Raw genomic sequence first — 26,630 nt, 5'->3', positions numbered from 1 at the left:
GCGTCGTCCCCAGGCGACACGCGGGGCCCCGGTCGTGTCGGTGCCGCGGCCTAGAGTGGCGGGGTCATGAGCAGCCTCCAGCACACCCTCCCCGGCACCGCCGCGCTCCCCCGGCAGACCTCCGGCCAGACCGGGCGGGAGCTGGACCGGATGCTCGCCGGGCTCAACGGCCCGCAGCGCGACGCCGTGGTCCACGAGGGCAGCCCGCTGCTCATCGTCGCCGGCGCCGGGTCGGGCAAGACCCGGGTGCTGACCCACCGCATCTCCTACCTGCTGGGCGCCCGCGGCGTGCAGCCCGGCGAGATCCTGGCGATCACCTTCACCAACAAGGCCGCCGGCGAGATGAAGGAGCGCGTCGCGGCCCTGGTCGGCCCGCGCGCCCGGGCGATGTGGGTGTCGACGTTCCACTCGATGTGCGTGCGGATCCTGCGCGCCGAGGCCGCGAAGCTCGGCATGAAGAGCTCGTTCACCATCTACGACCAGGGCGACTCGGTCCGGCTGATGACGATGGTCGCCCGCGACCTCGACCTCGACGCGAAGCGCCATCCGGGCCGCAGCCTGGCCAACCAGGTGTCGAACCTGAAGAACGAGCTGGTCGACGAGGAGTCCTACAGCCCGCTGACGGCGCCGGAGAAGGTGCTCAAGGAGGCCTACACGCTCTACCAGCGGCGCCTGCGCGAGGCGCACGCGATGGACTTCGACGACCTGATCATGACGACGGTCCACCTGCTGCAGGCGTTCCCCGACGTCGCCGAGCACTACCGCCGCCGGTTCCGGCACGTGCTGGTCGACGAGTACCAGGACACCAACCACGCCCAGTACGTGCTGGTCCGCGAGCTGGTGGGCGGGCACGACGGCCCGGTCCCGCCGGCCGAGCTCTGCGTGGTCGGTGACGCCGACCAGTCGATCTACGCCTTCCGCGGCGCGACCATCCGCAACATCGACGAGTTCGAGCGCGACTACCCCGAGGCGACCACCATCGTCCTGGAGCAGAACTACCGCTCCACCCAGCGCATCCTGCGCGCGGCCAACCAGGTCATCGCCCGGAACACCTCGCGCCGGCCGAAGAACCTGTGGTCCGACGCCGGCGACGGCGAGCTGATCGAGGGCTACGTCGCCGACAACGAGCACGACGAGGCTGCCTGGGTCGCCGAGCAGATCGACGCGCTGACCGACGAGGGGCTGGCCCAGCCCAAGGACATCGCGATCTTCTACCGCACCAACAACGCCTCCCGGGTGTTCGAGGAGGTGTTCATCCGGGTCGGCATGCCCTACAAGGTCGTCGGCGGCGTGCGGTTCTACGAGCGCCGGGAGGTGCGCGACGCGCTGGCCTACCTGAAGGTGGTCGCCAACCCGGCCGACGTGGTGAGCCTGCGCCGGGTGCTCAACACCCCCAGGCGGGGCATCGGCGAGCGGGCCGAGTCGGCCGTCGAGCGCTTCGCCGACCGGGAGCGCATCCCCTTCGCCAGCGCCCTGCGCCGCGCCTCCGAGGTGGGCGAGCTGGCCACCCGGTCGCTCAAGGCCATCAAGGAGTTCGTGGCCCTGCTGGAGGAGTTCGAGCAGCTGGTCGAGACCGGTTCCGGCCCTGCCGCGCTGCTGGAGAGCATCCTGGACCGCACCGGCTACCTGACCGAGCTGTCGGCGAGCACCGACCCGCAGGACGAGGGCCGCGTCGACAACCTCAACGAGCTGATCTCGGTCGCGGCCGAGTTCGAGGCCGGCACGCCCGGCGGCACGGTCACCGACTTCCTGGAGCAGGTCTCCCTGGTCGCCGACGCCGACCAGATCCCGGTCACCGGGGACGAGGCCGGCGTGGTCACGCTGATGACGCTGCACACCGCCAAGGGGCTGGAGTTCCCGGTCGTCTTCCTGACCGCGCTGGAGGACGGCGTCTTCCCGCACCTGCGGGCGCTCGGCGACCCCCGCGAGCTGGAGGAGGAACGCCGGCTGGCCTACGTCGGCATCACCCGGGCGCAGAAGCGGCTCTTCCTCTCCCGGGCCACCGTCCGCACCAGCTGGGGGCAGCCGGCCTACAACCCGCCGTCCCGCTTCCTGGACGAGCTGCCGGCCGACGCCGTGCACTGGGCGCGCACCGAGCCGGCGCACACCACGCCGATGAGCTCGGCGCAGGCGCGGGTCGCCGCCACCGGGCTGTCCACCGGCGGTCTGCGCGGCGGCGCCGGCAACCGCGCGGTGATCAGCGTGGACGTCGGCGACCGGGTCAGCCACGACGCCTTCGGGCTCGGCACCGTGATCGAGGTCAACGGCATCGGCGACAAGGCGCAGGCGACCGTCGACTTCGGCTCCGGCGGCACCAAACGGCTGGTGCTCCGCTACGCACCCCTGACCAAGCTGTGAGGTCCACCGCCGCACGGTGAGCGGGTGGCAGCCGGTGACGACGGTGCGTAGCTGCACCGAGGCGGCACCGGGCCAGGGCGGCGGGACGAGCCCCGCCGAGGCTCGGCCTCGGAGTTGCCGGGTGCTGGCGGGTCCCGGACGTCGCGGTCGGGTCGAGGCCTCAGCCGACGGACAGGCCGCGCTCGGCGAGCCAGTCCTGCGGGTCGGTGGGCTTGCCGTTCATGCCGCCGACGTGGATCTCGAAGTGCAGGTGCGGGCCGGTCGACTGGCCCTGGCTGCCCACCTTGGCGATCTGGTCGCCGGCCGAGACGACGTCCCCGGCCTCGACGTCGTAGTACTTCATGTGGCCGTAGATCTCGACGTTGCCGTCGGCGTCCTGGATGTAGACGGCGTTGCCGTAGCCCGTTGCCGGGCCGGCCCGCAGGACGACGCCGTCGGCGGCCGCGTAGATCGGCGTGCCCAGCGGCGCGGCCAGGTCGATGCCCCAGTGCATGGTGCCCCAGCGCTGGCAGAAGCAGGTGGTGAGGCGACCGGCGGTGGGCACCACGAAGTCGGGCTCGCGCGCGGCGCGGGAGGCGGCGATCTCGCTGAGCCGGGCCTGGGCCTCGGCCTGGCTGATCTCGCCACGGGCGCTCGCGGCGTCGTCGACGCCGCCGGAGAAGCTGGAGTCGGAGGTGCCCAGGCCGTAGTCCTGGCCGGAGGCGATCGAGGAGCCGGCATCCGAGCCGAAGCCGCCCAGCCCGCCCAGGACGCCGGTGAGCACGGCGCCGAGCACGGCGGCGGCCAGGAGCACCGGAGCGCGCCGGCCCGGCGGGCGGCGCAGCTTCGCGGGCACGGTGACGGTCGGGCGTCGGCGGCTCGGCCGGGAGTCCTCGGCGGGCTCGTCGAGCGGGGCCGGTCGCGCCTCGACGGGGTCGCCGGGTGCGTCGTCGGTGCTGGTCAGCAGGGCGTCCTCGCCGGAGGCCTGCGCCTCGGTGCCCTCGATGTCGAGCTCGTCGTCCTCGTCGTCCTCGTCCGCCTGTGATGCCGCCCAGGCCGCGTCCCAGTCCCAGGCGCCGTCCGGCGCCACGAAGTCAGCGCTGGCAGGACCGGCGTCCAGGACGGCGGCGAGGCCGTCCTCGGACCGGGTACGGCCCACGAGCTCACGGAGACGGGACAACAGGCACCTTCCGGGGGCAACACCACGGGGGGAGCCGTGGGGTCTGACGTGCACCAGACGGTCATGGGATCGGCAGGTGCGCAGCGCGGTGGTACCACCCGGGAGGAACTGATCCCGCCGGTGTCGTGCCGACGCTAACGACGGCTGGTACGCGGTTCAATCACCTGACAGCACGTGTCCCAGTCGAACGCGATGCGTGACGACACCCGGGGAGAACGGACTCCTGCCGTCGACGCGACGTGGTTCAGGCGGCGGTGGCCGGCGGGTCGGCGGCGCCGGACCGCAGCCCGGCGAGCGTCGCGGCGACCTCGTCGAGGACGCCGCGGTGGATGGGCAGCGACATGTGCCCCACCCCGCGGAACAGCACGTTGCGTGCCCTCAGGTCCGGGTGCTCGCACCGGCCGGCGGCCGAGGGGACGACCATCTGGTCGAGGTCGCTGTAGATCGAGGTGATGCTGGTGCCGCAGCCCGGCGCCGGCTCGGCCAGCTCGCGGAGCAGCGGTGAGCCAGGGCGCAGCTGGCGGACCAGCGACGTCGGGAGGCAGTGCGCCCACAGGGTGCCCTCGTGCGGCGTCCCCAGGGTCACCAGGGTGTCGATGCGCTGGTCGCCGCCCAGCCGCTGCACCAGGTAGCGCGCCACCAGGCCACCGAGGCTGTGGCCGACGACGTGGACGCGCTCGTGCCCGGTCTCTCGGCACACCCGCTCGAGGTGCCGGCCCAGCGCCTCGGCGGCGCTCTCGACGTCGCGCTGCAGCGGGCTGTAGTTCCAGGTGCACACCGAGACGAACCCGCGCCGCCGCAGTGCCCGCCGCATGACGGTGAAGACCGACCGGTTGTCGACCAGGCCGTGCACCAGCACGACCGGGACGTGCGCGGCGAGCGGGTCGCCGGCGAAGAGGGCGCGCACCCCGGGCGGCTGGGCCCCGGGCCGGAACCGGACGTCGACCCGCAACTGCTCGGTGCGGGCACCCAGCGGGTAGAGCAGCGCGTGCGCGCCCACCCAGGCGAGCTCGGTGAGGCTGCCGGTGAGGACGGCGGGGGAGACCAGCGAGCGCAGGCTCCGCGCCGGGGCGGGCGGCACCGCCGGGACGTCGCTCCCGGCCACCGCGGCCGGGGCGTGCCAGGCTGGTACGGAGGGCAGGTCGGTGGCGTGCACGCCGGTCTCCCTCCAGTCCGTGTCGGCCAGCCGACCGGTGTGACCGAGCACCAGGTGTGCTCGCGTCCCGGGACGTTAATGCCCCCGTGTGCTGGACATCACACAACCGACACACAACACGCCCGAGGGCGACCACGACGACACCGAGGAGGCGACCTGTGCCCGCCCGTGACCGGATCCCTGCCCGTTCCCGTGCGGACGGAGGGCGCCCGGCGGGCGGGACCCGGCGTGCGTCGGCGACGACCGGGGCGAGCCGGACCGGCGCCGGCCCGGCCCGCCGGACGGGTGCCCCGGCCGCGGCGCCGGTCGACCAGCTGGTCGTCGGACCGGTGCCGCCGCTGGCCCGGGCCGTCGGCGTCCTGCTCGCCGTCGCCGGGGTCGTGGGTGCCGTCGCGGTCTTCCCGACCTACCTCGTGGTCGGGGGCACGGCCGTCTCGCCGGTGACCGGGCCGGTCGACGCGCTGGTCGCCCTGGTGGCGCCGGTCGCCGCGCTGGCGGTGGGCACCGGCCTGCTGCTCGGCCGGGTGCCACGGCTCGGGCTGGGCTACGCCGCGGTCACCGGTGCGCTGGCGGTGGGGCGGCTGCTGATCGAGCTCTACCAGGGGCGCGGGTCGACGACCCGGCCGGCGGTCGAGGTGCTGGCCGGCGAGCGGGTGATCACCAGCTCCGTCGACATCGGCGCCGGGTGGGTACTGGGGATCGTCGCGCTCTCGCTGACCGTCCTCGCCGGTGTCCTGGCGATGGTGGCATGGGGCCGCACGGTCATGGACGACGGCGGGACGCTGGACCCGCTGCGCCCGGTGCTGGCCGGTTGCGCCGCCGTCCTCGGGGTGGCCGCCGTGCTGTGCCTGGCCTCGCCCGCCGCCGACGTCCCCGACCAGGTGGTCACCGACCCGACCACGGGACTGGAGACGGTCGTCACGGGGGAGGGGGCGCAGGCGCTGCTGGAGCGCCCGGGGCTGGCCCTGCTGGGCGGACTGCTGCTGGCCGGGGCCCTGCTGCTGTGTGCGGTGACCGCCCCGTCGTTGCGGCCACGGCTCGGCGCGGTCGGCGGCCTGCTCGGGATCACGGTCTTCCTGCTGGCGGCCGGGCTGACCGGGTGGCGCGACGCGCTGCACGGCACCGACGTCGACTGGACCCTGCCCGGCGTGGGTCTGCTGGTGCTGGGGGTCGGTGCCGCGGCGCTGACCGTGCTCGCCTGGCGGGCGGGGAGCGGGCGAGCCGGGGCTGCCGGGGCCTGACCCCAGCCGGTCCGGGACGGCTCGTGCGGACGCCGCTGAGCGGAAGAGACGTGTGATACGACCCACCCTCGCCGAGGCGCGTGCGGCGACCCGGAGACGGGAGAGCTACGGTGCCTGTTCGTGGATCTCTTCGAGTACCAGGCCCGTGACCTGTTGGCCGCGCACGGCGTTCCCGTGCTCCCCGGCGGCGTCGCCGAGACACCCGAGCAGGCCGAGGCGATCGCGCGCGAGATCGCCTTGCCCGTCGTCGTGAAGGCCCAGGTCAAGGTGGGCGGCCGCGGCAAGGCCGGCGGCGTCAAGCTCGCCGACGACCCCGAGAGCGCCAAGGCGCGCGCCCAGGACATCCTCGGCCTGGACATCAAGGGGCACATCACCCACCGCGTGATGGTCGCCCAGGCCAGCGACATCGCCGAGGAGTACTACTTCTCCTACCTGCTCGACCGGTCCAACCGCACGTTCCTGGCCATGGCCTCGAAGGAGGGCGGCATGGACATCGAGCAGCTCGCCGTCGAGCGGCCCGAGGCGCTGGCCCGCATCCCCGTCGACGCCAGCGTCGGGGTGGACGAGCAGAAGGCCGCCGAGATCGTCGACGCCGCCGGCTTCCCCGCCGAGGTGCGCGACCAGGTGATCGCCATCGCCGTGCAGCTGTGGGACGTCTTCACCAAGGAGGACGCCACGCTCGTGGAGGTCAACCCGCTGGCCAAGGCGCCCGACGGCACCGTCCTCGCCCTCGACGCGAAGGTCACCCTCGACGAGAACGCCTCCTTCCGGCACGGCGACCACGACGCCCTCGAGGACTCCGCCTCGGCCGACCCGCTGGAGGCCGCGGCCAAGGAGAAGGACCTCAACTACGTCAAGCTGCAGGGCGAGGTCGGCATCATCGGCAACGGCGCCGGCCTGGTCATGAGCACGCTGGACGTCGTGGCCTACGCCGGTGAGGAGTTCGGTGGGGTCCGCCCGGCCAACTTCCTCGACATCGGCGGTGGCGCCTCGGCCGAGGTCATGGCCAACGGGCTGGGCATCATCCTGTCCGACCCGGCCGTGAAGAGCGTGTTCGTCAACGTCTTCGGCGGCATCACCGCGTGCGACGCCGTCGCCAACGGCATCGTGCACGCCCTCGGCATCCTCGGTGACGAGGCCACCAAGCCGCTGGTCGTCCGGCTGGACGGCAACAACGTGGAGGAGGGCCGGCGGATCCTCGCCGAGGCCGCCCACCCGCTGGTGACCGTGGTGGACACCATGGACGGCGCCGCCCGCCGCGCCGCCGAGCTCGCCGCCGCCTGAAGACCTGGCGAACAGACGAAGGACCCCCTTCCCCCCACACCTCGCAAGCTCGGCGCGGGCCCCTGAAGGGGGCCGGTCCAGAACGGAATTGAGCAATCATGTCGATCTTCCTCACCGAGAACAGCAAGGTCATCGTCCAGGGCATGACCGGCTCCGAGGGGCGCAAGCACACGGCTCGGATGCTCGCCTCGGGCACCGCCGTCGTGGGTGGCGTGAACCCCAGCAAGGCCGGCCAGGACGTGGACTTCGACGGCGCCTCCGTGCCGGTCTTCGGCTCCGTCGCCGACGCGATGAAGGAGACCGGGGCCGACGTCAGCGTCGTCTTCGTGCCGCCGAAGTTCGCCAGGGACGCCGTCCTGGAGGCCGTGGACGCCCAGATCGGGATGGCCGTGGTCATCACCGAGGGCATCCCGGTGCACGACTCGACCTACTTCTGGGCGCACGCCCAGGGCGGCTCGACCCGGATCATCGGCCCGAACTGCCCCGGGCTGATCAGCCCCGGGCGCTCGAACGCCGGCATCATCCCGGCCAACATCACCCAGGCCGGCAAGATCGGGCTGGTCAGCAAGTCCGGCACGCTGACCTACCAGATGATGTACGAGCTGCGCGACATCGGTTTCTCCACCGCGGTCGGCATCGGCGGTGACCCGGTCATCGGGACGACGCACATCGACTGCCTGCAGGCCTTCCAGGAGGACCCGGAGACCGAGGCGATCGTGATGATCGGTGAGATCGGTGGCGACGCCGAGGAGCGGGCCGCGGACTTCATCAAGGCCAACGTGACCAAGCCGGTCGTCGGCTACGTCGCCGGCTTCACCGCGCCCGAGGGCAAGACGATGGGCCACGCCGGCGCGATCGTCTCCGGCTCGGCCGGGACCGCCGCCGCCAAGCAGGAGGCCCTCGAGGCTGCCGGCGTCAAGGTCGGCAAGACCCCGTCGGAGGCCGCCCGCCTCATGCGGGAGATCGTCGGCGCCTGACGAAGGACCCCCGTTCCCCCACGCTTCGCAAGCTCAGCGCGGGACCCTGAACGGGGGCCGAACTGCCCGGCATCCCCTTCGGGGTGCCGGGCAGTGGCGTCTCCGGGTGTCGCTGGGAGGATCCGCGCCATGACGTCGAGTGGTCCGGAGCAGGCGACGGGCGGGCCGCCGGGGCGGCGGACCCGCGGTCCGGTGCTGGGCCGGCTCGCCCTCGCCGACCGCGCCGTGATCGCCGGCACCCTGCTGTACCTGCTGTGCGCGCTCGTCCCCTGGTACCGCGTCGCCGCCTTCGACCTGGGGCGGGGCTACAGCTTCCCCGGTGCGTCGGTCAACGGCTTCGACTCCGGCCTGGTCGTCCTCGCGTTCGTGCTGCTGCTGCTGGCGACGGCCTGGGCCGTGCTCCCGGCGGTCGCCGACGTCCCGGTCCGGTTCCCCCGGTCCCTGGTCACCGTCGGGCTCGCGACGGCGGCGTTCCTGCTGACGCTCATCGAGTGGCTGTCCGACCTCGACATCGGGTTCAGCCTCATGGGCCTGCTGGCCCTCCTCGCCGCGGTCACCGTGCTCACCGGCGCGGTGCTGCGGCTGCTGCCCGAGCTGCGGCGGACCGCACCACCCGCCGCGGAGAGCGCGCCGCCCGACCCGTCGGCTCCCCGGGCCGGTGCCGAGGTGCCACCGGAGGCGCCGGCTTCAGACGACCCGGAGCCGCCGGACGACTCGCCCTACCGCGGGCCGCCGCCGACCCTGCCGCCCGCCGGTGCCGCCGGGGACGCGGCTCGCTGACGGGCCGACCCCGGTACGTGCGTCCGGCGCCCGGCCTTGCGACAGTGGACCGGTGACCTCGTTGCTCGCGCGCCTGCCGACCCTGGCGCCGGGTGGACCGGGCGAGCGCCGCGGCCCGGCCGCAGGCTGGCTCGCCGCGGCGACCACCCTCGCGGTGTCGGTGGTCGGGCTGCTCGGCCTGGGGCTGGCCCTCGTCGTCGTCCAGACCCTGGACCCCGACGGCGGGCTGCCGGTCCGGTCCTCGGCGCGGCTGGCCGGCCAGCTGTGGCTGCTCGCCCAGGGGGGTGAGCTGGAGCTGCCGTCCGGTCCGCTGCGGCTGGCCCCGCTGCTGCTCACCGCGGGCATCGCCTGGGGGCTGAGCCGGGCGGCGGGGTCGGTGGTCGCCCTGCGCGAGCTCTCCGGCCCGGGTCCGCTGGCCCGGGTGCTCGCCGTCGTCGTCGTGCTGCACACGGCCGCGACCGCCGGCCTGGCGCTGGCCGTCGGCACCCCGGGCGCCTCGGTCGCGCTGCTGCGGTCGGTGCTCGGGGCCCTGGTCCTCGCCGTGCTCGCCGGCGGACTGGGGGCACTGCGCGAGTCCGGGTCGGGTGCCGGCCTCGCCGACCGCTTCCCCGGGCCGGGCCGGGCACTGGTCCGGGCCGCCGTCGCCGGCACCCTGACCCTCGCCGCCTGCTGCACCGCGGTGATCGCCGTCGCCCTGGTCGACGACGTCGACGCCGCCGGCCGGCTGGTCACCGGGCTCGGTGGCGCCAGTGCCGGCGCGGCGGGCCTGGTCGGCCTGAGCGTGCTGCTGCTGCCCAACGCCACCGCCGCCGTCATGGGGCTGGCCGCCGGACCGGGCTTCCTCGTCGGCGCGGGCACCTCCGTGTCCACCGGCGGGGTGACGCTGGGCAGCGTGCCGGCGCTGCCGCTGATGGCTGCCCTGCCCGACACCCAGGCCGTGCCGCTGCTCGCCTTCCTGGCCCAGGCGCTGCCGGTGGTCGCCGGGCTGGTCGCCGGCCTGGTGCTCGGCCGGCGGCTCGGGGACGCCGACGGCGGCGCGCTCACCGCCGGGTTGTGGGGCGTGGTCGCCGGGGTCGGGGTCGGCGTCCTCTGCGGGCTCTGGGTGCTGGTGGCCGGTGGCCGGCTCGGTGACGCCGGGCTGGCCGAGGTAGGCGCACCGGCGCTCGCCACCGGGCTGTCCATCGCCGCGCAGGCCGGGATCGCCGCCGCTCCGGCGGCCGCGGTGGTCCGCTGGCGGTCCCGCGCCTGAGGAAGGTCGGAGGACCCCGTCCTCCCCACCCTCCGCAGGCTCAGGGCGGTGCCCTGGACGGGGCCTGACCCACCGCTCGCAGGCTCGCGGCGGGCTCCTGCGAGGGGGCCGAGGAGCTCCCGGCCCGCCCGGCTAGGGTTGATGACCGTGCCCGCCGATGCGCCCGCTGCACCGCGGTCCCAGGTGGTGGTCCTGATCTCCGGCACCGGCACCCTGTGCGCCGCACTGCTGGCCGCCGCGGCCCACCCCGACTACCCGGCCGAGGTCGTCGCCGTCGGTTCCGACCGGACCGGCGCCGCCGGTCTGGCTCACGCCCGGGAGCGCGGGGTGGAGACCTTCGTCGTCCCGCTGGGGAGCCACCCCGACCGCGCCGCGTGGGACCGGGCGCTGGCCGAGGAGCTCACCGCCCGCCGTCCGGACTGGGTCGTCTCCGCCGGCTTCATGAAGCTGCTCGGCCCCGCCGTCCTCGGCGCCTTCCCGGGCCGCGTGCTCAACACCCACCCGGCCCTGCTGCCGGCGTTCCCGGGCGCCCACGCGGTCCGCGACGCGCTGGCTGCCGGCGTGCCGACCACCGGGGCCACCGTCCACCTCGTCGACGCCGGCGTCGACACCGGGCCGGTGCTCGCGCAGCGACCGGTCCCGGTGCTGCCCGGTGACGACGAGGCCGCCCTGCACGAGCGGATCAAGACCGTGGAGCGCGAGCTCCTGGTGCAGACCCTGGGCGACCTGGTGGTCGCCGGGCTGCCCCCCACTGCCACGACCACCGAGGAGAGCCCCCGATGAGCGACCGCATCCCCGTCCGCCGCGCGCTGCTCGGCGTCTACGACAAGAACGGCGTGGAGGAGCTGGCCCGCGGGCTCGTCGCGGCCGGCGTCGAGCTGGTCAGCACCGGGGCCACCGCCGCCCGCATCGCCGAGGCCGGGCTCCCGGTGACCCCGGTCGAGCAGGTCACCGGGTTCCCGGAGTGCCTGGACGGGCGGGTCAAGACGCTGCACCCCGCGGTGCACGCCGGGATCCTCGCCGACCGGCGCAAGGCCGACCACGTCCGCCAGCTCGACGAGCTCGGCATCGCGCCCTTCGACCTGGTCGTGGTCAACCTGTACCCGTTCAGCGACACGGTCGCCTCCGGTGCCTCGCCCGACGAGTGCATCGAGCAGATCGACATCGGCGGCCCGGCGATGGTGCGCGCCGCGGCGAAGAACCACCCCTCGGTCGCCGTCGTGGTCGACCCCGGCCGCTACGACGAGGTCGTGGAGGCGGTCACCGCCGGCGGCTTCACCCTGGCCCAGCGGCAGAGCCTGGCCGCCGAGGCCTTCCGGCACACCGCTGCCTACGACGTCGCGGTCGCCTCCTGGATGGGCAACGTGCTCAGCCCCGACGACGAGAGCGGCTTCCCGGCCTGGGTGGGCGGCAGCTGGGAGCGGGCCGACGTGCTCCGCTACGGCGAGAACCCGCACCAGGGCGCGGCGCTCTACCGCAGCGGCCAGCCCGGGCTCGCCGACGCCCAGCAGCTGCACGGCAAGCAGATGTCCTACAACAACTACATCGACACCGACGCCGCCTGGCGGGCCGCGCACGACCACGACGACCCCTGCGTGGCGATCATCAAGCACGCCAACCCGTGCGGGATCGCGGTCGGCGCCGACATCGCCGCGGCGCACCGCAAGGCGCACGCCTGCGACCCGGTGTCCGCCTTCGGTGGCGTCATCGCGGCCAACCGCGAGGTCGACCTGACCCTGGCCGAGCAGGTCGCCGAGGTCTTCACCGAGGTCGTCGTCGCCCCGTCCTTCACCGAGGACGCGCTGGCGGTGCTGACCCAGAAGAAGAACGTCCGGCTGCTGCTGATGCCCACCGCGCCCCGGCTGACGGTCGAGCTGCGGCCGGTCAGCGGCGGGCTGCTGCTGCAGACCGCCGACCGCATCGACGCCCCCGGCGACGACCCGACCAGCTGGACCTTGGCCACCGGCCGGCCGGTGGACGCGGCGGGCATGGACGACCTGGTCTTCGCCTGGCGGGCCGTGCGGGCGGTCAAGAGCAACGCCATCCTGCTGGCCAGCGACAAGGCCACGGTGGGCGTCGGGATGGGCCAGGTCAACCGGGTGGACTCCGCCCGGCTCGCCGTCGCCCGGGCCGGGGAGCGGGCCGCCGGTGCGGTCGCCGCCTCCGACGCCTTCTTCCCGTTCGCCGACGGCCTGCAGGTCCTGCTCGACGCCGGGGTGCGTGCCGTCGTCCAGCCCGGTGGGTCGGTGCGCGACGCGGAGGTCGTCGCCGCCGCCGAGGCGGCCGGCGTGACGCTGTACCTCACCGGCACCCGCCACTTCGCCCACTGAATGAGGACCCCGTGCCCCCCACGCCTCGCAAGCTCGCCGCGGGTCCCTACACGGGGCCGAAACCGCACGTGGCGCCTCCGGAGCCGGACAGCGTCTGGGAGGACGAGGACCTCGCCCGCGTCGACTGGGACGGCGCGGTGCTCGAGCGGGTCACGTTCGTCGACTGCCGGTTCGACGACGCGCAGCTGGCCGAGCTGGTGACCCGGCGGTGCGTCTTCGAGCGGTGCGTGCTCACCGGGGTGGCGATGGCCGGCTCCGCGCACGACGGGACGGCCTTCCTGTCCTGCCGGTTCGACCGGGCGAGGCTGTTCGACGTGCGCTGGACCGGCTGCAAGCTCACCGGCTCGCAGTTCCCCGGCGCCACGATGCGGCCGATGACCTCGGTGGACTCCGACTGGTCCTACGCCTCGCTGCGCGGCGTCGACCTGTCCGGGGTGGACCTCTCCGGGCAGAAGCTCCGCGAGGCCGACCTCACCGACACCGAGCTGACCGGCGCCGACCTGACCCGCGCCGACCTCCGGCACGCGCGGCTGCAGACCACCCGCCTGCGCGGCGCCGACCTGCGCGGAGCGGACACCGACGGGGTGAACTGGCGCGGCTTCGACCTCACCGGGGTCCGGGTGGACGTCCTCCAGGCGGTCTCCTTCGCCCGGGCCCACGGCGCACTGGTCGACTGATGGTGCCTACCTCCGCCGCGGGTGGGTCGACAGCGCCTTGAGGGCGCCGAGGAACCCGAGTGCGGCGACCGCGGCGGCGATCCAGGAGCCGACCGCCCAGCGCTGCAGGTCCCAGTGCAGGTCGGCCAGCGGCACGAGCACGCCGGCGGCGACCACCAGGCTCACCAGCAGGGCCAGCGCCCCGACCAGCCGGTGCGTCTTCGCCGGCACGTACACCAGCAGGCCGAGCACGAACAGCGCCGCGCCGCCGAACACGACCGCCGGCACCTCCCAGCCGCCGTCCTCGACCAGCCGCTGCGGGGAGTCGAGGTCGGCCGTGCGGTCGAGCAGCAGGTCCAGCCCGGTGGCGCCCCCGTGCACCCACACCACCAGCAGGCTCACCCCGGCCGCGATCCCGGCGAGCAGGAGCAGCAGGCCGGCCAGGGTGTCCGCGCGGCGCACCACGACGGGGGCGTCCCGGTAGTCCGGCCGGGTAGCCGTCCCGTCGTCCTCCCACTCCGCGATGTCGTCCAGCGGGTCGTCCGAGCGCTGGTCGTCGGCCGGCCACGGGGACGCCTCGCGGGGCGTGGGCACGACGTCGGTCGGCTGCTCGGGTCGAGGCTGCCCGGGCAGCGGGGCGCCGGTGTAGCTGGTGTAGCCGGTGCTGCCGTGCGGGGTGGTGTCCTCGTCGCGGTACCGGGCGTCGGGCTCGCTCAGGGGGGTCTCCTCCGCGCGCAGATGGCGAGAGCCACGCGGCTGTCGGTGCCGCCGAGCCTAGGGCGGGCACCGGCGTGCGGCAGACTGCGACACGTGGCGACGACGACTCTCGACGGCAAGGCGACGGCAGCGGCGATCCGGGCTGAGCTCACCGACCGGGTGGCCGCGCTCGCCGCCGTCGGACGGCGTCCGGGGCTCGGCACCCTGCTCGTCGGGGACGACCCGGGCAGCCGCTGGTACGTCTCGGCGAAGCACTCCGACTGCGCGCAGGTGGGCATCGCCAGCATCCAGCGCGAGCTGCCGGCCACCGCCGCCCTCGAGGACGTCGTGGCGGTGGTCGACGAGCTCAACGCCGACCCGGCGTGCACCGGCTACATCGTGCAGCTGCCGCTGCCCAGGAACATCGACGAGAGCGTCGTCCTCGAGCGGATCGACCCGGCGAAGGACGCCGACGGCCTGCACCCGGTCAACCTCGGCCGGCTCGTCCTCGGTGTCCCCGGCGCGCTGCCCTGCACGCCGCTCGGCATCGTCGAGCTGCTCCGCCGCTTCGACGTCCCGCTGGCCGGCGCCGAGGTGGTCGTCGTCGGCCGCGGCATCACCGTGGGCCGGCCGCTGGGCCTGCTGCTCACCCGCCGCAGCGAGAACGCCACCGTGACCCTGTGCCACACCGGCACCCGCGACCTGGCCGCGCACACCCGCGCCGCCGACGTGGTCGTCGCCGCGGCCGGGGTCCCGGGCCTGGTCACCGCCGACATGGTCAAGCCCGGCGCGGCCGTCCTGGACGTCGGGGTCAGCCGGGTCGACGGCAGGATCGCCGGGGACGTCGCCGCCGACGTGCGCGAGGTGGCCGGGCACGTGGCGCCCAACCCCGGGGGCGTCGGCCCGATGACCCGGGCGATGCTGCTGGCCAACGTCGTGCTCGCCGCGGAGCAGGCCGCCGGGGTCGCGGCGCTGTCGGCATGACCGGCCCGGCCACCCGCCCGGTCCGGCGCCCGGGGAGCACGCAGCGACGGCCGCTGTACCTGCGGCGACCGCTCATCGCCGGGTTCCTGCGGCAGTGGCCGCTGCTGGTCGTGCTGGTCACCGTCGGGTGCGGGCTGCTGCTGGTCGCGGCCGAGCGGTGGCGCAGCGGGCTGGTCGTCATGGGCCTGGCGGTGGTGGTGGCCGGGCTCTTCCGGCTGCTCCTCCCGCTGCGCCGGATCGGCTTCCTCGCCGTCCGCAGCCGGCCGGTCGACGTCGCCCTGATGCTCGCGACCGGGGTGGCCGTGGCGGTCATCGCGCTGGCGATCCCGCACACCTGACCAGCGCGGAGCGGCCCCCGCATGGCCGGGGGACGCCGCCCGGGGCTAGGTTGGCGGTCATGGCAGAGCGGGCCCGGAACGGCAAGGTGACCGTCGTCGGTGCCGGTTTCTACGGGTCGACCACCGCCCTGCGACTGGCGGAGTACGACGTGTTCGAGACCGTCGTCCTGACCGACATCGTGGAGGGCAGGCCCGAGGGCCTGGCGCTGGACATCAACCAGTCCCGGGCGATCGAGGGCTTCGAGACCCGGGTCGTCGGTGTCGGCGGCGGCTCCTACGCGGGCACCGAGGACTCCGACGTCGTCGTCATCACCGCGGGTCTGCCGCGCAAGCCCGGCATGAGCCGGATGGACCTCATCGCCACCAACGCCGGCATCGTCCGCCAGGTCGCCGAGAACGTCGCGCAGACCTCGCCGGACGCCGTCGTCATCGTGGTGTCCAACCCGCTGGACGAGATGACCGCCCTGGCGCAGCTGGCGACCGGCTTCCCGAAGGCCCGGGTCATGGGCCAGGCCGGGATGCTGGACACCGCCCGCTTCACCGACAACGTCGCCGAGGAGCTCGGCGTCCCGGTCGGCTCGGTCCGCACGCTGACCCTCGGCTCGCACGGCGACACGATGGTCCCGGTGCCCTCGCGGTGCACGGTCGACGGGAGGCCGCTGGCCGACGTGCTGCCCGCCGACCGGATCGCGCACCTGGTCGACCGGACCCGCAACGGCGGCGCCGAGGTGGTGGCGCTGCTGAAGACCGGGTCGGCCCACTACGCGCCGTCCGCAGCCGCCGCCCGGATGGCGCGCGCCGTGATCGAGGACTCCGGCGCCGTGCTGCCGGTGTGCGCCTGGGTCGACGGCCAGTACGGGATCTCCGGGGTCTACCTGGGTGTCGAGGCGGAGATCGGCCGTGAGGGTGTGCGGAGGGTCGTCGAGGGCGACCTGTCCGACAGTGAGCTGGCTGGCCTGCGCGAGGCGGCTGAAGCCGTGCGCGCCAAGCAGGCCGACGTGACCGACCTCTGAAGAAGGACTCCCTGCCCCCACCGCTCGCACGCTCGCGGCGGGACCCTGCAGCGGGGCCACAAGAGCACAAGGAGAAGAAGTCTGTGAGCAAGATCAAGGTCGAGGGCAAGGTCGTCGAGCTCGACGGCGACGAGATGACCCGGATCATCTGGCAGTTCATCAAGGACCAGCTGATCCTCCCGTACCTCGACGTCGACCTCGAGTACTACGACCTCGGCATGGAGAACCGCGACGCGACCGACGACCAGGTCACGATCGACGCGGCCAACGCCATCAAGCAGCACGGTGTGGGCGTCAAGTGCGCCACCATCACCCCGGACGAGGCGCGGGTCGAGGAGTTCGGCCTGAAGAAGATGTGGCGCTCCCCGAACGGGACGATCCGCAACATCCTCGGCGGCGTCATCTTCCGCGAGCCGATCATCATGCAGAACGTCCCGCGGCTGGTGCCGAGCTGGACCAAGCCGATCATCATCGGCCGTCACGCCTACGGCGACCAGTACCGCGCCACCGACTTCACGTTCCCGACCGCGGGCACGCTGAAGGTCGTCTTCACCCCCGAGGACGGCGGCGAGCCGATCGAGCGCGAGGTCTTCCAGGCCCCCGGTGCCGGCGTCTCGCTGTCGATGTACAACCTGGACCAGTCGATCTACGACTTCGCCCGGGCCTCGCTCAACTACGGGCTCAACCGCGGCTACCCGGTCTACCTGTCGACGAAGAACACGATCCTCAAGGCCTACGACGGCCGGTTCAAGGACATCTTCCAGGAGGTGTTCGACGCGGAGTTCAAGGAGCAGTTCGACGCGGCCGGGATCACCTACGAGCACCGCCTGATCGACGACATGGTCGCCGCCTCGCTCAAGTGGGAGGGCGGCTACGTCTGGGCGTGCAAGAACTACGACGGTGACGTGCAGTCCGACACCGTGGCGCAGGGCTTCGGCTCGCTGGGCCTGATGACCTCGGTCCTGGCCACCCCGGACGGCAAGACCGTCGAGGCCGAGGCCGCCCACGGCACGGTGACCCGGCACTACCGCCAGCACCAGCAGGGCAAGGAGACCTCGACCAACCCGATCGCGTCGATCTTCGCCTGGACCCGTGGCCTGGCCCACCGTGGCGTGCTCGACGGCACCCCTGAGGTGACCCGCTTCGCGGAGACCCTCGAGCGGGTCTGCGTCGAGACCGTCGAGGGCGGCCAGATGACCAAGGACCTCGCCCTGCTGATCAGCAAGGACGCCCCCTGGCTGACCACCCAGGACTTCCTGGCAGCCATCGACGCCAACCTGCAGAAGGCCATGGCCTGACGTAGGACGCCGTCACCACGGCCCCCTCACCCACCGGGTGAGGGGGCCGCGGTGGTCTCCGGCAGCCGACCTACGGCGGCCCGAGAGGCTGCTCGCCCGGCTCCGCGCGGAGCTCCGGTGATCACCTCGAACCGGGTGTGGTCATCGACGACCGATCACCACGACCGACCCGAGGTGATCGCCCCGGCCCAGGATCAGCCGCCGAAGAGCTGGGTCCACCACGGGCCGCCGGCCCCCTGGGCCACACCGACCCCGAGCGTCGTCAGGCTGCAGTTGAGGATGTTCTGCCGGTGCCCCGCGCTGTTCATCCAGGCGGTCATGACGGCCGCGGCGTCGGGCTGCCCGTAGGCGATGTTCTCGGCCCGCGCGTAGCTGATCCCGGCCGCCCGCGCCCGGGCGAACGGGTCCAGGCCGTCGGGGTTGGTGTGGTCGAAGAAGCGGCGGTCCCGCATGTCGGCGCTGTGCGCCCGGGCGACGGTGGCCAACCGGTCATCGGCGGTGACCGGGGCGCACCCGGCCCTGGCCCGCTGGGCGTTGACCAGGGCGAGCACCTGCCCCTCCGGTCCGGGCGCGGCCGCCGGGGTGGCGGGAGCAGGCGCGGGCACGGGAGCGGGGACAGGAGCCGGCGCAGGCGCGGGAGCCGGCGGGGGAGTGGCCGTCGCGGTGCTGGTCGCCACCGGGGCAGGAACCGGGGCAGGGACCGGGGCAGGAGCCAGAGAGGGGACGGCCGTGGTCGAACGCGTCGGCGTCGGACGCGTCGTGCCCCGCGCCGCCGGGGCGGAGGCGGTGGCCGTCGTGCGGGGCGACGGGATCGCGCTGGCGGTCGCCGCAGCGTTCGACGACGACGACGACGGCGCCGCGACCGGCGGCACCGGCGGCACCGACGTCGGCGACGTCGGCGGGACCACGACGGGCGGGACCGGGGTCGTCGGGCTGCTGCTGAGGGCCGTCGGCGTCGCGGGGGCCGCGTTGCTCAGCTGCGGGGCCGACGCGCTCGAGGCATCGCTCGTCCCGGGGAGCGACCCTCCGCCGATCGCGGCGGTGAGCGCCACCGAGCCCACGGAGCAGGACAGCGCCAGCGGCGCCCACAGCCGGCGCCACCCCCGCAGTCGGGCGGACGAGGGGAGGGAGCGGGAGCGCACGATGGGAGTCCTCACGGCAGATCACGAATCGTTACCGAGCGAGGGTAACCACATGCGCTGCGTCACCGGAGTGTCGCGTGCGGAACACCCCGACGAGGCGGACGTGTTGCTCTGGGGAATCTGCGGGCTGCCGCAGCCACTACCGTGGTCGGTCACGGGACACTCCCGTCGAGGACCACATCTTGGAGGAGCACGCCGCTCGTGAGCGACGTCTGGCTCAACATCGTCATGGTGATCGCCTTTGTGCTGATCGGAGGCGCCTTCTCCGGCGCGGAGATCGCCCTGGTCTCCCTCCGTGAGTCGCAGGTCCGCGCGCTGGCCGAGACGGGCCGCCGCGGACAGGCGCTGAACAAGCTCCTCGCCGACCCCAACCAGTTCCTCGCCGCCGTGCAGGTCGGCGTCACCCTGGCCGGCTTCTTCTCCGCCGCGTTCGGCGCGAGCACCCTGTCGGCCCCGTTGGCGGACTGGGCGGTCAGCGGTCTCGGGATGTCCCGCGGCCTGGCCGACCCGCTCGCCTTCGTGGCCGTCACGATCGCGATCAGCTACCTGTCGCTGGTCGTCGGCGAGCTGACCCCCAAGCGGCTGGCCCTGCAGCGCGCCGAGGGGTTCTCGCTGATCGTGGCCGCCCCGCTGAACGCCATCGCCAAGCTGTTCCGCCCGATCATCTGGTTCCTCTCCGCGTCCACCAACGTGCTGGTGCGGCTGCTCGGCGGCGACCCCCGGGCGAGCGGTGAGTCGATCAGCCAGGAGGAGCTGCGCGACCTGGTCGCGGCGCACGAGTCGCTGTCCTCGGACGAGCGCCGGCTGATCGACGAGGTCTTCCGCGCCGGTGACCGCGAGGTGCGGGAGGTCATGACCCCCCGCACCGAGGTGCACTTCCTCGACGCCGGCACCACCGCCAGCCGCGCAGCCAAGCAGGTCGCCGACTCCAGCTGGTCCCGGTACCCGGTCGCCGGACGCAACGAGGACGACGTCGTCGGCTTCGTGCACGTGCGCGACCTCTTCCTGCCGACCCACGCGGCCGGCCGCGCCGCCACCGTCGGCGACCTGGCACGTGAGGTGAAGCGGCTCCCCGGCACGGCGCGGGTGCTGACCGCCCTGTCGGAGATGCGCAAGGAGAACCGGCACTTCGCGATCGTGGTCGACGAGTACGGCGGCACCGACGGGATCGTCACCCTCGAGGACCTCATCGAGGAGGTCATCGGCGACATCTACGACGAGTACGACGACGACGTCACCGCCGACTCCGACGAGCCGGCCGAGGGGCCGCACGACGTCGACGGCCTCTGGAACCTCGACGACTTCGCCGAGGCGACCGGGCTGCGGCTCCCCGAGGGGCCCTACGAGACCGTTGCGGGCTACGTGCTGGCCCATCTCGGCCGGCTGCCGGTCGTGGGCGACACCGTCGACGTGGAGGGCCGGACGCTCACCGTGCTCGAGCTCGACGGACGGCGGATCGCCCGCATCTCGGTCAGCGCCGCACCGCAGCAGGACGCCGACCCGGCCGAGTCGACGACGGAGGCCCCCACCCGCTGAGGGGGTCCGCCCTCAGTGCTGCTGGGCGAACTCCCACGCGTCGGCGACGATCTCGGTGAGGGCGGTGTGCGCCGGCGCCCAGCCCAGGTCGGCGTGGATGCGCTCGGAGCTGGCCACCAGGCGGGCCGGGTCGCCGGCGCGACGGGGACCCACCACGACCGGCAGCGGGTGCCCGGTGACCGTGCGCACCGCGTCGACCATCTCCTGCACGGAGAAGCCGCTGCCGCTGCCCAGGTTGTAGATGCGGTGCTCGCCCGGGGCGGGGGCCGGCAGCGCGAGCAGGTGGGCGGCCGCCAGGTCGGTCACGTGCACGTAGTCGCGGATGCAGGTGCCGTCCGGGGTCGGGTAGTCCTGGCCGTAGACGGTGAGCGCCTCGCGGGTGCCGGCCGCGACCTGCAGCGCGATCGGGATGAGGTGGGTCTCGGTGGCGTGCCGCTCGCCGCGCCCGTAGGCGGCGCCGCCGACGTTGAAGTACCGCAGGCTGACCGCGGCGAAGTCGTACGCGACCGCGTAGGAGGTCAGCATCGCGTCCACGGCGAGCTTGCTGGCCCCGTAGGTGTTGGTCGGCCGGGTGGGCGCCGTCTCGAGGATCGGCACCTCCTCGGGCTCGCCGTAGGTGGCCGCGGTCGAGGAGAACACGATGCGCCGGCAGTCGGCGGCCCGCATCGCCTCCAGCAGCGCCAGCGAGCCGCCGACGTTGTTCTCCCAGTACAGCTCCGGGGACTCCTGGCTCTGCCCGACCAGGCTCTTGGCCGCGAAGTGCAGCACGGCCTCGGGGCGGACGTCGGCGAGCACCGGCGCCGAGTCGTGCAGCGAGGCGCGGACCAGCCTCGCGCCCTCCGGGACGGCGTCCTCGTGGCCGGTCGACAGGTCGTCGAGCACGGTCACCTCGTGACCGCCCTCGAGCAGGGCTGCCGTGACTACGCTGCCGATGTACCCGGCGCCGCCGGTGACGAGAACGCGCATGGTGCGAGCCTAGACAGCGCCCCGTCCGGGGAGCGGCCCGGACATGCGGAGGAGGAGCCCGCGTGGTCAGCGCACGTCCCGCCGTGGCCGCGATGCCGGCGTACCGGCCCGGTCGCAACCCCGCCGACCTGGCCCGGGAGATCGGGGTCGAGCGGGCGGTGAAGCTGGCCAGCAACGAGGTCGCCTTCCCCCCGCTCCCCGCCGTGCTGCAGGCCATCGCCACGACCGCCGCGGAGACCAACAGGTACCCCGACAACGGTGCCGCCGTGCTCACCGCGGCGCTGGCCGAGCGGTACGGCGTCGAGCCGGCGCAGGTGGCCGCCGGCTGCGGCGCGGTCACCGTCTGCCAGCAGCTCACCCAGGCGTTCAACGACCCGGGCACCAGCATCGCCTTCGCGTGGCGGTCCTTCGAGATGTACCCGCTGCTCGCCCAGGTCGCCGGCGCCCGCACCCAGCAGGTGCCGCTCGTCCCCGGGTCGCCCGGCGCGGCGCCGGACACCCACGACCTGCCCGCGCTGGCCGCGGCGGTCGACGGGACGACCCGGCTGGTGTTCGTCTGCAACCCGAACAACCCGACCGGGACGGCGGTGCGCCGGCCGGAGCTGGAGCGGTTCCTGGACCAGGTGCCCGCCTCGACCCTCGTCGTGCTGGACGAGGCCTACCGGGAGTTCGTCACCGACCCGGACGTCCCGGACGGCGTCGAGCTGATGCGCGGGCGGCCCAACGTCGCGGTGCTGCGCACCTTCTCCAAGGCCTGGGGGCTGGCCGGGCTGCGGGTGGGCTACCTGCTGGCCGAGGACCCGGCCGTGGCCGACGCCGTCCGCCGCACCCACGTGCCGTTCAGCGTCTCGACCCTCGCGCAGGCCGCCGCGGTGGCCGCGCTGGCCAGCGAGGACGAGGTGCGGGCGCGCTGCGCCGCCGTCGTCACCGAGCGGGCCCGGCTGACCGGTGAGCTGCGCCGCCGCGGCCTCGCGGTGGCCGACAGCCAGGCCAACTTCGTCTGGCTGCCGCTGGGGGAGCGCACCACCGACGTCGCGGCGGCGCTCGAGGCGCGGGCGGTGATCACCCGGCCGTTCGCCGGTGAGGGGCTGCGGGTGACCGTCGGGACCCCCGAGGAGGACGACGTCTTCCTCGGCGCGCTGGACGCGGTCCTGACCAGCGAGCCCGCAGGAGCCGCGGGCACCTGAGCGGTGGCGCGTGGGGCGCGTGGTTCGATGGAGGGCGTGCCTGCTCCCCGTGTGCTGTCCGGCATCCAGCCGACGGCGGACTCCTTCCACCTCGGCAACCTCCTCGGTGCGCTGAAGCAGTGGGTGGCGCTGCAGGACGACCACGACGCCTTCTACTGCGTCGTCGACCTGCACGCCATCACCCTCGAGCAGCCGGAGCCGGCCGTCCTGCGGAAGCGCACCCTGGTCTCCGCCGCGCAGCTGCTGGCGCTGGGCGTCGACCCGGCCCGCAGTGCGCTGTTCGTGCAGAGCCACGTGCCCGAGCACGCGCAGCTGGCCTGGGTGCTCCAGTGCCTGACCGGCTTCGGTGAGGCCAGCCGGATGACCCAGTTCAAGGACAAGAGCACCCGCGAGGGGACGTCCGGGACGTCCGTGGGGTTGTTCACCTACCCGGTGCTGCAGGCCGCCGACATCCTGCTCTACCAGGCCCAGCGGGTGCCGGTGGGCGAGGACCAGCGCCAACACCTGGAGCTGACCCGCGACCTGGCCACCCGGTTCAACAGCCGCTACGGCGACACGTTCGTGCTGCCTGAGGCCTACATCCCGCCGGGCGCGGCGAAGGTGCTGGACCTCCAGTCGCCGGACAAGAAGATGAGCAAGAGCCTGCCCCCGGCCGGCTGCATCAACCTGCTCGACGACCCGAAGGTGTCCGCGAAGAAGATCCGCTCGGCGGTCACCGACACCGGCCGGGAGGTGGTCGCGGACCCGGTGGAGAAGCCCGGCGTGACCAACCTGCTGACCATCCACGCGGCGTTGTCCGGGCAGACCGTGCCCCAGCTCGAGGAGCACTTCGCCGGCCACGGGTACGGCGACCTGAAGAAGGAGCTCGCCGAGGTCGTCACCGACGCGCTGGCACCGGTCCAGGCGCGGACGGCGGAGCTGCTGGCCGACACCGCGGAGCTGGAGCGGGTGCTCGCCGCCGGCGCTGCCCGGGCCCGCGAGGTCGCCGCCGCGACGCTGGCCGCGGTCTACGACCGGGTGGGCTTCCTGCCGGCCGCGGGAGGCCGCTGACGTGACCGGCCGACCGCTGCGCGCCGATGACACCTTCGTGCACAGGTCGATCGCCGTCCCGCGGACCTCGCCGGAGACCGCCGTGCTCGGCGTCGTGGTCTCCATCCCGGAACCGTGGGCGCAGCTGCTGGTGGAGTGGCGGGGCAAGTGCGGCGACCCGCAGGCCAGCCTGGTGCCGCCGCACGTGACGTTGCTGCCGCCGACCGAGGTGCTGGCCGAGGACCGGGCGGTGATCAGCAGGCACCTCGCCGCGGTGGCCGCCGCGCACGCCCCGTTCGACCTGCACCTGGCGGGCACGGACACCTTCCGCCCGGTCTCCGAGGTCGTCTTCCTCACGGTCGCCCGGGGGGTGGCGGAGTGCGCGCGGATCGCCGGTGACGTCCGCCGCGGACCGCTGGCCCGGTCGCTGACCTTCCCGTACCACCCGCACGTGACCGTGGCGCACGACGTCCCGACCGACATGCTCGACATGGCCTCGGCCGGGCTGGCGGACCTGCAGGCGGAGTTCCGGGTCTCCTCGTTCACCGAGTTCGAGAAGCTGCCCGACGGTGCGTGGGCCGTGGCCCACGAGTACCCGCTCACCGGCCCGCCGCGCTGACCGACCCCGTCAGCCGGGTGCTGGCCGCCGGCCGGGGTCAGCTCCGCCGCCAGCGGGACCGCCGGCCGTGGCTGGACCACCTGGTCCACGCCGGCGGCCACTACAACCGGGTGCAGGGCGACCTGCTCGCCTCCGGGGTCACCTACTACGTCTTCCTGGCGCTGTTCCCGGTGCTGCTGCTGGTCGCCTCCGTGGCCGGGTTCGTGCTGCGCGGCAACGCCCTGCTCGAGGAGCAGCTGATCCGCGGCATCCGCGATGCGGTCCCGGGGTCGACCGGCGCGGACCTCGCCGAGCAGGCCGCTGCGGCGATCGACCGGGCGGCGACCTTCGGGGTCATCGGCCTCGTCGGGTTCCTGTTCGTCGGGCTGGGGGCGGTGGACAAGCTCCGGGTCGGCATGGACGTCGTGTGGCGTGGCCGGCCCGACCCGCCGGACTTCCTCGTCGACCGGCTCAAGGACCTGGGGGCGCTGCTCGGGCTGGGCGCCGCGGGCGTGCTGAGCATCGCGCTGACCACCGGGGCGACGGCGGCGTCGTCCCGGGTGCTGGAGCTGCTGGGGGTCGACGGTGTGCCCGGGTACTCCCTGCTCACCGGCGCGGTGGCGATCGCGCTGGCCCTGGCGGGGGACGTGCTGCTGTTCCTCTGGCTGCTCAAGGGCGTGCCGGACAACACCACCGCGGTCCGGCTGCTGCTGCCCGGGGCGGTGTTCGGGGCGGTGGGCTTCGAGGTGCTCAAGCTCGTGGGCAACTGGTACCTGACCCGGATCGGCACGAACGTGACCGCGCAGACCCTGGGCGGGTTCGTCGGGCTGATCGTCTGGATCAACGTCGTCGCCCGGTTCGCCTTCTACACGGCCTCCTGGACCGCGACGATCCCCGCCGTCGAGCACCCGGTTCCCGCCGCGGGGCCTACCCCGGCGGCTCCGGGGCCGCCGCTGGCCGCCCGGTCGCCGGACCGGTCCCCGAGGTCGGGCCCGGCGCCGGGGCGTCTGGCCCTCGCCCTGCTGGCGGTGGGGGCGCTGGCGGGTGCGCTGGGGAGCCGGTTGCTGCCCCGGTCCCGACCGGTCCGGCGCCGGGACCCGGACCGCGGGACGGCGGCCGACGCGCGCCGCCCGTGACGGCCACCGGCCGCAGGGCACGCCGCCGGCCGAGCACCGTGGCGGCGACGACGAGCAGCGCGACCCCGGCCAGCGCGAGCGGGAGGACCGGTGACCCGGGGTCGGCCCGCTGCGCGCTCGGCTGCGCCGTGGGCCGGGCCGTCGCCGCCGAGGCGGACGCGGCCTCCTCCGACGACAGCCGGCCGTCCGCCGCCGCGGTGGGGGCGGGCACCATCGGGGTGCTCACCGCCGACACCTCGCCGGGGTCGACGAGCCGGCCGAGCCCGGAGGCGTCGGGCGCGGTGCTGAAGCCCCAGTCCAGCAGGTTCCTCGCCTGCTGCAGCTCGGGCACCGGCCGGCGCTCGGCCTGCATGAGGCTGACCACGATCCGCCGCCCGTCCCGCTCGGCCGCGGCCACGAAGGTGTGCCGGGCGGCGTCGGTGAACCCGGTCTTGCCGCCCAGGGTGCCGGGGTAGCTGTCGAGCAGGGTGTCCTGGCTCTGGATCTGGTACCCGGGGGTGAGGTCGGCGACGGCGGGCATCTGCGCGGTGCGGGTCTGCAGCACGTCGAGCGTGTAGGGGTCGGCGACCAGCTGCCGCATGATCAACGCGAGGTCGTAGGGCGAGGACGACTGGCCGGCGACGTCCAGCCCCGACGGGGTGCCGGCGACCGTGTCGTGGGCACCGATCCGCTCCGCGGTGGCGTTCATCGCCGCGGTCGTCGCCTCCACGCCGCCGGCAGCCCGGGCCAGCGCGTTGGCCGCGTCGTTGCCCGACTGCATGACCAGCGCCCGGAAGAGCAGGTCGACCGGGTACTGCCCGCCGCGGACCAGCCCGACCCGGCTGCCCTCGATCCCCTCGTCCTCGGGAGTCCCCTCGACGACCAGCCCGTGGTCGAGGACCGGGGCCAGCGTCAGCAGGGTGAGCGTCTTGAGCGTGCTCGCCGGGTAGTAGCGGCCGTGCGGGTCCTGCGCCGCGAGCACCTCGCCGGTGCCCGCGTCGGCGACCAGCCAGCCGTGCGCGTCGGTCCCGGCCGGCAGTGTCGGCGCGCCGGGGACGGTGACCAGCCCGCGGGTGTCCAGTCCCGGGCCGCCGACCGTGCTCCCGTCGGGTGCGCTGCCCTGCGGTGGCGGCCCGGGCCAGGGCACCGTGGGGGTCGGCGCGGATGGGTCCACCGTCGGCCGGCTCTCCTCGGCCAGGGCCGGGCCGGCGACGCCCAGCAGCAGCGTCGCGGCGACCAGGGCCGCGGCGGTCAGCCGGCGCAACGGAGGAGGTCGGCGCACCCCCGGACGCTAACCCGGCGCCGGGGGGCCGTGGCGCGGGGTCGGGACGGCGGTGTGGCGGGCCTCACCGGTCGTGTGTGGGCGAGGTTGCCCGTTGGCAACGATCGGGTCTCTATCCGCTCCCGGGCGGTCATCTGCGGCAGGGCCGCAGTTAGCGTGCCCAGGTCGCCGTCGCCGGCCGAGCCGCCTCACCGCGGCAGTCGGACGGCGGGTGAGCCTGGACCACACCGCACCGGGGCGCGGCCTGCCGACGGCC

The 26,630-nt window shown here is 74.4% G+C and carries 24 protein-coding genes and 1 pseudogene; 19 read left to right on the top strand and 6 right to left on the bottom strand.

All coding sequences use genetic code 11. The features are described from left to right. Positions 1-66: 66 nt before the first annotated feature. Positions 67-2,358 (top strand): DNA helicase PcrA, encoded by a 2,292-nt coding sequence (gene pcrA / locus FHL79_RS01025; protein WP_138756788.1) that lies wholly within the window; start codon positions 67-69, stop codon positions 2,356-2,358. A 160-nt stretch (positions 2,359-2,518) separates the two neighbouring features. On the opposite strand, the gene FHL79_RS01020 is transcribed toward pcrA, so the two are convergent. Both FHL79_RS01020 and FHL79_RS01015 read right to left on the bottom strand, forming a co-directional pair. Further along, a complete protein-coding gene (locus FHL79_RS01020; RefSeq protein WP_246080201.1) occupies positions 2,519-3,517 on the bottom strand; it encodes a M23 family metallopeptidase in 999 nt (332 codons plus the stop codon). A 244-nt stretch (positions 3,518-3,761) separates the two neighbouring features. Next, positions 3,762-4,673, bottom strand: a complete 912-nt coding sequence (locus FHL79_RS01015; RefSeq protein WP_138756787.1) for an esterase/lipase family protein — start codon at positions 4,671-4,673, stop codon at positions 3,762-3,764. 158 nt (positions 4,674-4,831) lie between these two features. Between FHL79_RS01015 and FHL79_RS01010 the strand changes: the two genes are divergently transcribed. The 8 genes from FHL79_RS01010 (at position 4,832) to FHL79_RS00975 (ending at position 13,211) form a co-directional block, all read left to right on the top strand. Further along, on the top strand, positions 4,832-5,914 hold the full coding sequence (locus FHL79_RS01010) for a hypothetical protein (protein WP_246080199.1): 1,083 nt from the start codon (positions 4,832-4,834) through the stop codon (positions 5,912-5,914). Positions 5,915-6,034: 120 nt separating this feature from the next. Next, a complete protein-coding gene (gene sucC / locus FHL79_RS01005; protein ID WP_138756786.1) occupies positions 6,035-7,198 on the top strand; it encodes an ADP-forming succinate--CoA ligase subunit beta in 1,164 nt (387 codons plus the stop codon). 98 nt (positions 7,199-7,296) lie between these two features. Continuing rightward, entirely contained in the window at positions 7,297-8,175 is an 879-nt protein-coding gene (gene sucD, locus FHL79_RS01000; protein WP_138756785.1) for a succinate--CoA ligase subunit alpha, read from the top strand. A 129-nt stretch (positions 8,176-8,304) separates the two neighbouring features. Further along, positions 8,305-8,955 (top strand): hypothetical protein, encoded by a 651-nt coding sequence (locus FHL79_RS00995; protein ID WP_138756784.1) that lies wholly within the window; start codon positions 8,305-8,307, stop codon positions 8,953-8,955. Positions 8,956-9,007: 52 nt separating this feature from the next. Next, positions 9,008-10,204, top strand: a complete 1,197-nt coding sequence (locus FHL79_RS00990; protein WP_138756783.1) for a cell division protein PerM — start codon at positions 9,008-9,010, stop codon at positions 10,202-10,204. Positions 10,205-10,351: 147 nt separating this feature from the next. After that, a complete protein-coding gene (gene purN / locus FHL79_RS00985; RefSeq protein WP_246080197.1) occupies positions 10,352-10,987 on the top strand; it encodes a phosphoribosylglycinamide formyltransferase in 636 nt (211 codons plus the stop codon). Next, positions 10,984-12,534, top strand: a complete 1,551-nt coding sequence (gene purH, locus FHL79_RS00980) for a bifunctional phosphoribosylaminoimidazolecarboxamide formyltransferase/IMP cyclohydrolase (protein ID WP_138756781.1) — start codon at positions 10,984-10,986, stop codon at positions 12,532-12,534. The genes purN and purH overlap by 4 nt, the downstream gene beginning before the upstream one ends. 11 nt (positions 12,535-12,545) lie before the next feature. Then, complete coding sequence (locus FHL79_RS00975; protein ID WP_138756780.1) at positions 12,546-13,211, top strand: pentapeptide repeat-containing protein; 666 nt, start codon at positions 12,546-12,548, stop codon at positions 13,209-13,211. Between the two features lie 6 nt (positions 13,212-13,217). On the opposite strand, the gene FHL79_RS00970 is transcribed toward FHL79_RS00975, so the two are convergent. Continuing rightward, positions 13,218-13,784, bottom strand: coding sequence for a hypothetical protein (locus tag FHL79_RS00970; RefSeq protein ID WP_246080195.1), 567 nt, complete (start codon positions 13,782-13,784; stop codon positions 13,218-13,220). Between the two features lie 216 nt (positions 13,785-14,000). Between FHL79_RS00970 and FHL79_RS00965 the strand changes: the two genes are divergently transcribed. The 4 genes from FHL79_RS00965 to FHL79_RS00950 all read left to right on the top strand — a co-directional run bounded on the left by FHL79_RS00965 (position 14,001) and on the right by FHL79_RS00950 (position 17,519). Continuing rightward, positions 14,001-14,870 carry a bifunctional methylenetetrahydrofolate dehydrogenase/methenyltetrahydrofolate cyclohydrolase gene (locus FHL79_RS00965; RefSeq protein ID WP_138756779.1) on the top strand — a complete coding sequence of 290 codons (870 nt, stop codon included), beginning with the start codon at positions 14,001-14,003 and terminating at the stop codon, positions 14,868-14,870. Next, positions 14,867-15,208 (top strand): DUF3017 domain-containing protein, encoded by a 342-nt coding sequence (locus FHL79_RS00960; RefSeq protein WP_138756778.1) that lies wholly within the window; start codon positions 14,867-14,869, stop codon positions 15,206-15,208. Before FHL79_RS00965 ends, FHL79_RS00960 begins: the two co-directional genes overlap by 4 nt. A gap of 59 nt (positions 15,209-15,267) precedes the next feature. Then, positions 15,268-16,221 (top strand): malate dehydrogenase, encoded by a 954-nt coding sequence (gene mdh, locus FHL79_RS00955; protein WP_138756777.1) that lies wholly within the window; start codon positions 15,268-15,270, stop codon positions 16,219-16,221. Positions 16,222-16,304: 83 nt separating this feature from the next. After that, positions 16,305-17,519: an NADP-dependent isocitrate dehydrogenase gene (locus FHL79_RS00950; RefSeq protein ID WP_138756776.1), complete on the top strand. Its 1,215-nt coding sequence runs from the start codon at positions 16,305-16,307 to the stop codon at positions 17,517-17,519. A gap of 194 nt (positions 17,520-17,713) precedes the next feature. Here FHL79_RS00950 and FHL79_RS00945 read toward each other — a convergent pair whose 3' ends face one another. Then, positions 17,714-18,124, bottom strand: a complete 411-nt coding sequence (locus tag FHL79_RS00945) for a CAP domain-containing protein (protein ID WP_246080193.1) — start codon at positions 18,122-18,124, stop codon at positions 17,714-17,716. A gap of 124 nt (positions 18,125-18,248) precedes the next feature. Here FHL79_RS00945 and FHL79_RS00940 point away from each other — a divergent pair, with 124 nt between their 5' ends. Both FHL79_RS00940 and FHL79_RS00935 read left to right on the top strand, forming a co-directional pair. After that, a complete protein-coding gene (locus tag FHL79_RS00940; RefSeq protein WP_171057945.1) occupies positions 18,249-18,866 on the top strand; it encodes a hypothetical protein in 618 nt (205 codons plus the stop codon). Beyond that, positions 18,863-20,197: a hemolysin family protein gene (locus FHL79_RS00935; protein WP_138756773.1), complete on the top strand. Its 1,335-nt coding sequence runs from the start codon at positions 18,863-18,865 to the stop codon at positions 20,195-20,197. Before FHL79_RS00940 ends, FHL79_RS00935 begins: the two co-directional genes overlap by 4 nt. A gap of 12 nt (positions 20,198-20,209) precedes the next feature. On the opposite strand, the gene galE is transcribed toward FHL79_RS00935, so the two are convergent. Continuing rightward, positions 20,210-21,163 carry a UDP-glucose 4-epimerase GalE gene (gene galE / locus FHL79_RS00930; protein WP_138756772.1) on the bottom strand — a complete coding sequence of 318 codons (954 nt, stop codon included), beginning with the start codon at positions 21,161-21,163 and terminating at the stop codon, positions 20,210-20,212. Between the two features lie 62 nt (positions 21,164-21,225). Between galE and hisC the strand changes: the two genes are divergently transcribed. The 4 genes and pseudogenes from hisC to FHL79_RS25660 all read left to right on the top strand — a co-directional run. Continuing rightward, complete coding sequence (gene hisC, locus FHL79_RS00925) at positions 21,226-22,350, top strand: histidinol-phosphate transaminase (RefSeq protein WP_138756771.1); 1,125 nt, start codon at positions 21,226-21,228, stop codon at positions 22,348-22,350. A 27-nt stretch (positions 22,351-22,377) separates the two neighbouring features. Next, positions 22,378-23,400 (top strand): tryptophan--tRNA ligase, encoded by a 1,023-nt coding sequence (trpS, locus tag FHL79_RS00920; protein ID WP_138756770.1) that lies wholly within the window; start codon positions 22,378-22,380, stop codon positions 23,398-23,400. 1 nt (position 23,401) lies between these two features. Further along, entirely contained in the window at positions 23,402-23,998 is a 597-nt protein-coding gene (locus tag FHL79_RS00915) for a 2'-5' RNA ligase family protein (RefSeq protein WP_138756769.1), read from the top strand. Further along, positions 23,953-24,864 (top strand): annotated as a pseudogene (locus tag FHL79_RS25660) (YihY/virulence factor BrkB family protein); the annotation flags it as partial. The gene FHL79_RS00915 and the pseudogene FHL79_RS25660, both read left to right, overlap by 46 nt. Positions 24,865-24,904: 40 nt before the next feature. Here the strand turns inward: FHL79_RS25660 and FHL79_RS26060 are convergent. Further along, positions 24,905-26,374 (bottom strand): D-alanyl-D-alanine carboxypeptidase family protein, encoded by a 1,470-nt coding sequence (locus tag FHL79_RS26060; RefSeq protein ID WP_281283846.1) that lies wholly within the window; start codon positions 26,372-26,374, stop codon positions 24,905-24,907. Positions 26,375-26,630: the final 256 nt, after the last annotated feature.

The sequence above is a fragment of the Modestobacter altitudinis genome (genome assembly GCF_005930475.1).
GTDB classification, from domain to species: domain Bacteria; phylum Actinomycetota; class Actinomycetes; order Mycobacteriales; family Geodermatophilaceae; genus Modestobacter; species Modestobacter altitudinis.
This window is presented reverse-complemented; position numbering and strand designations above follow the sequence as displayed.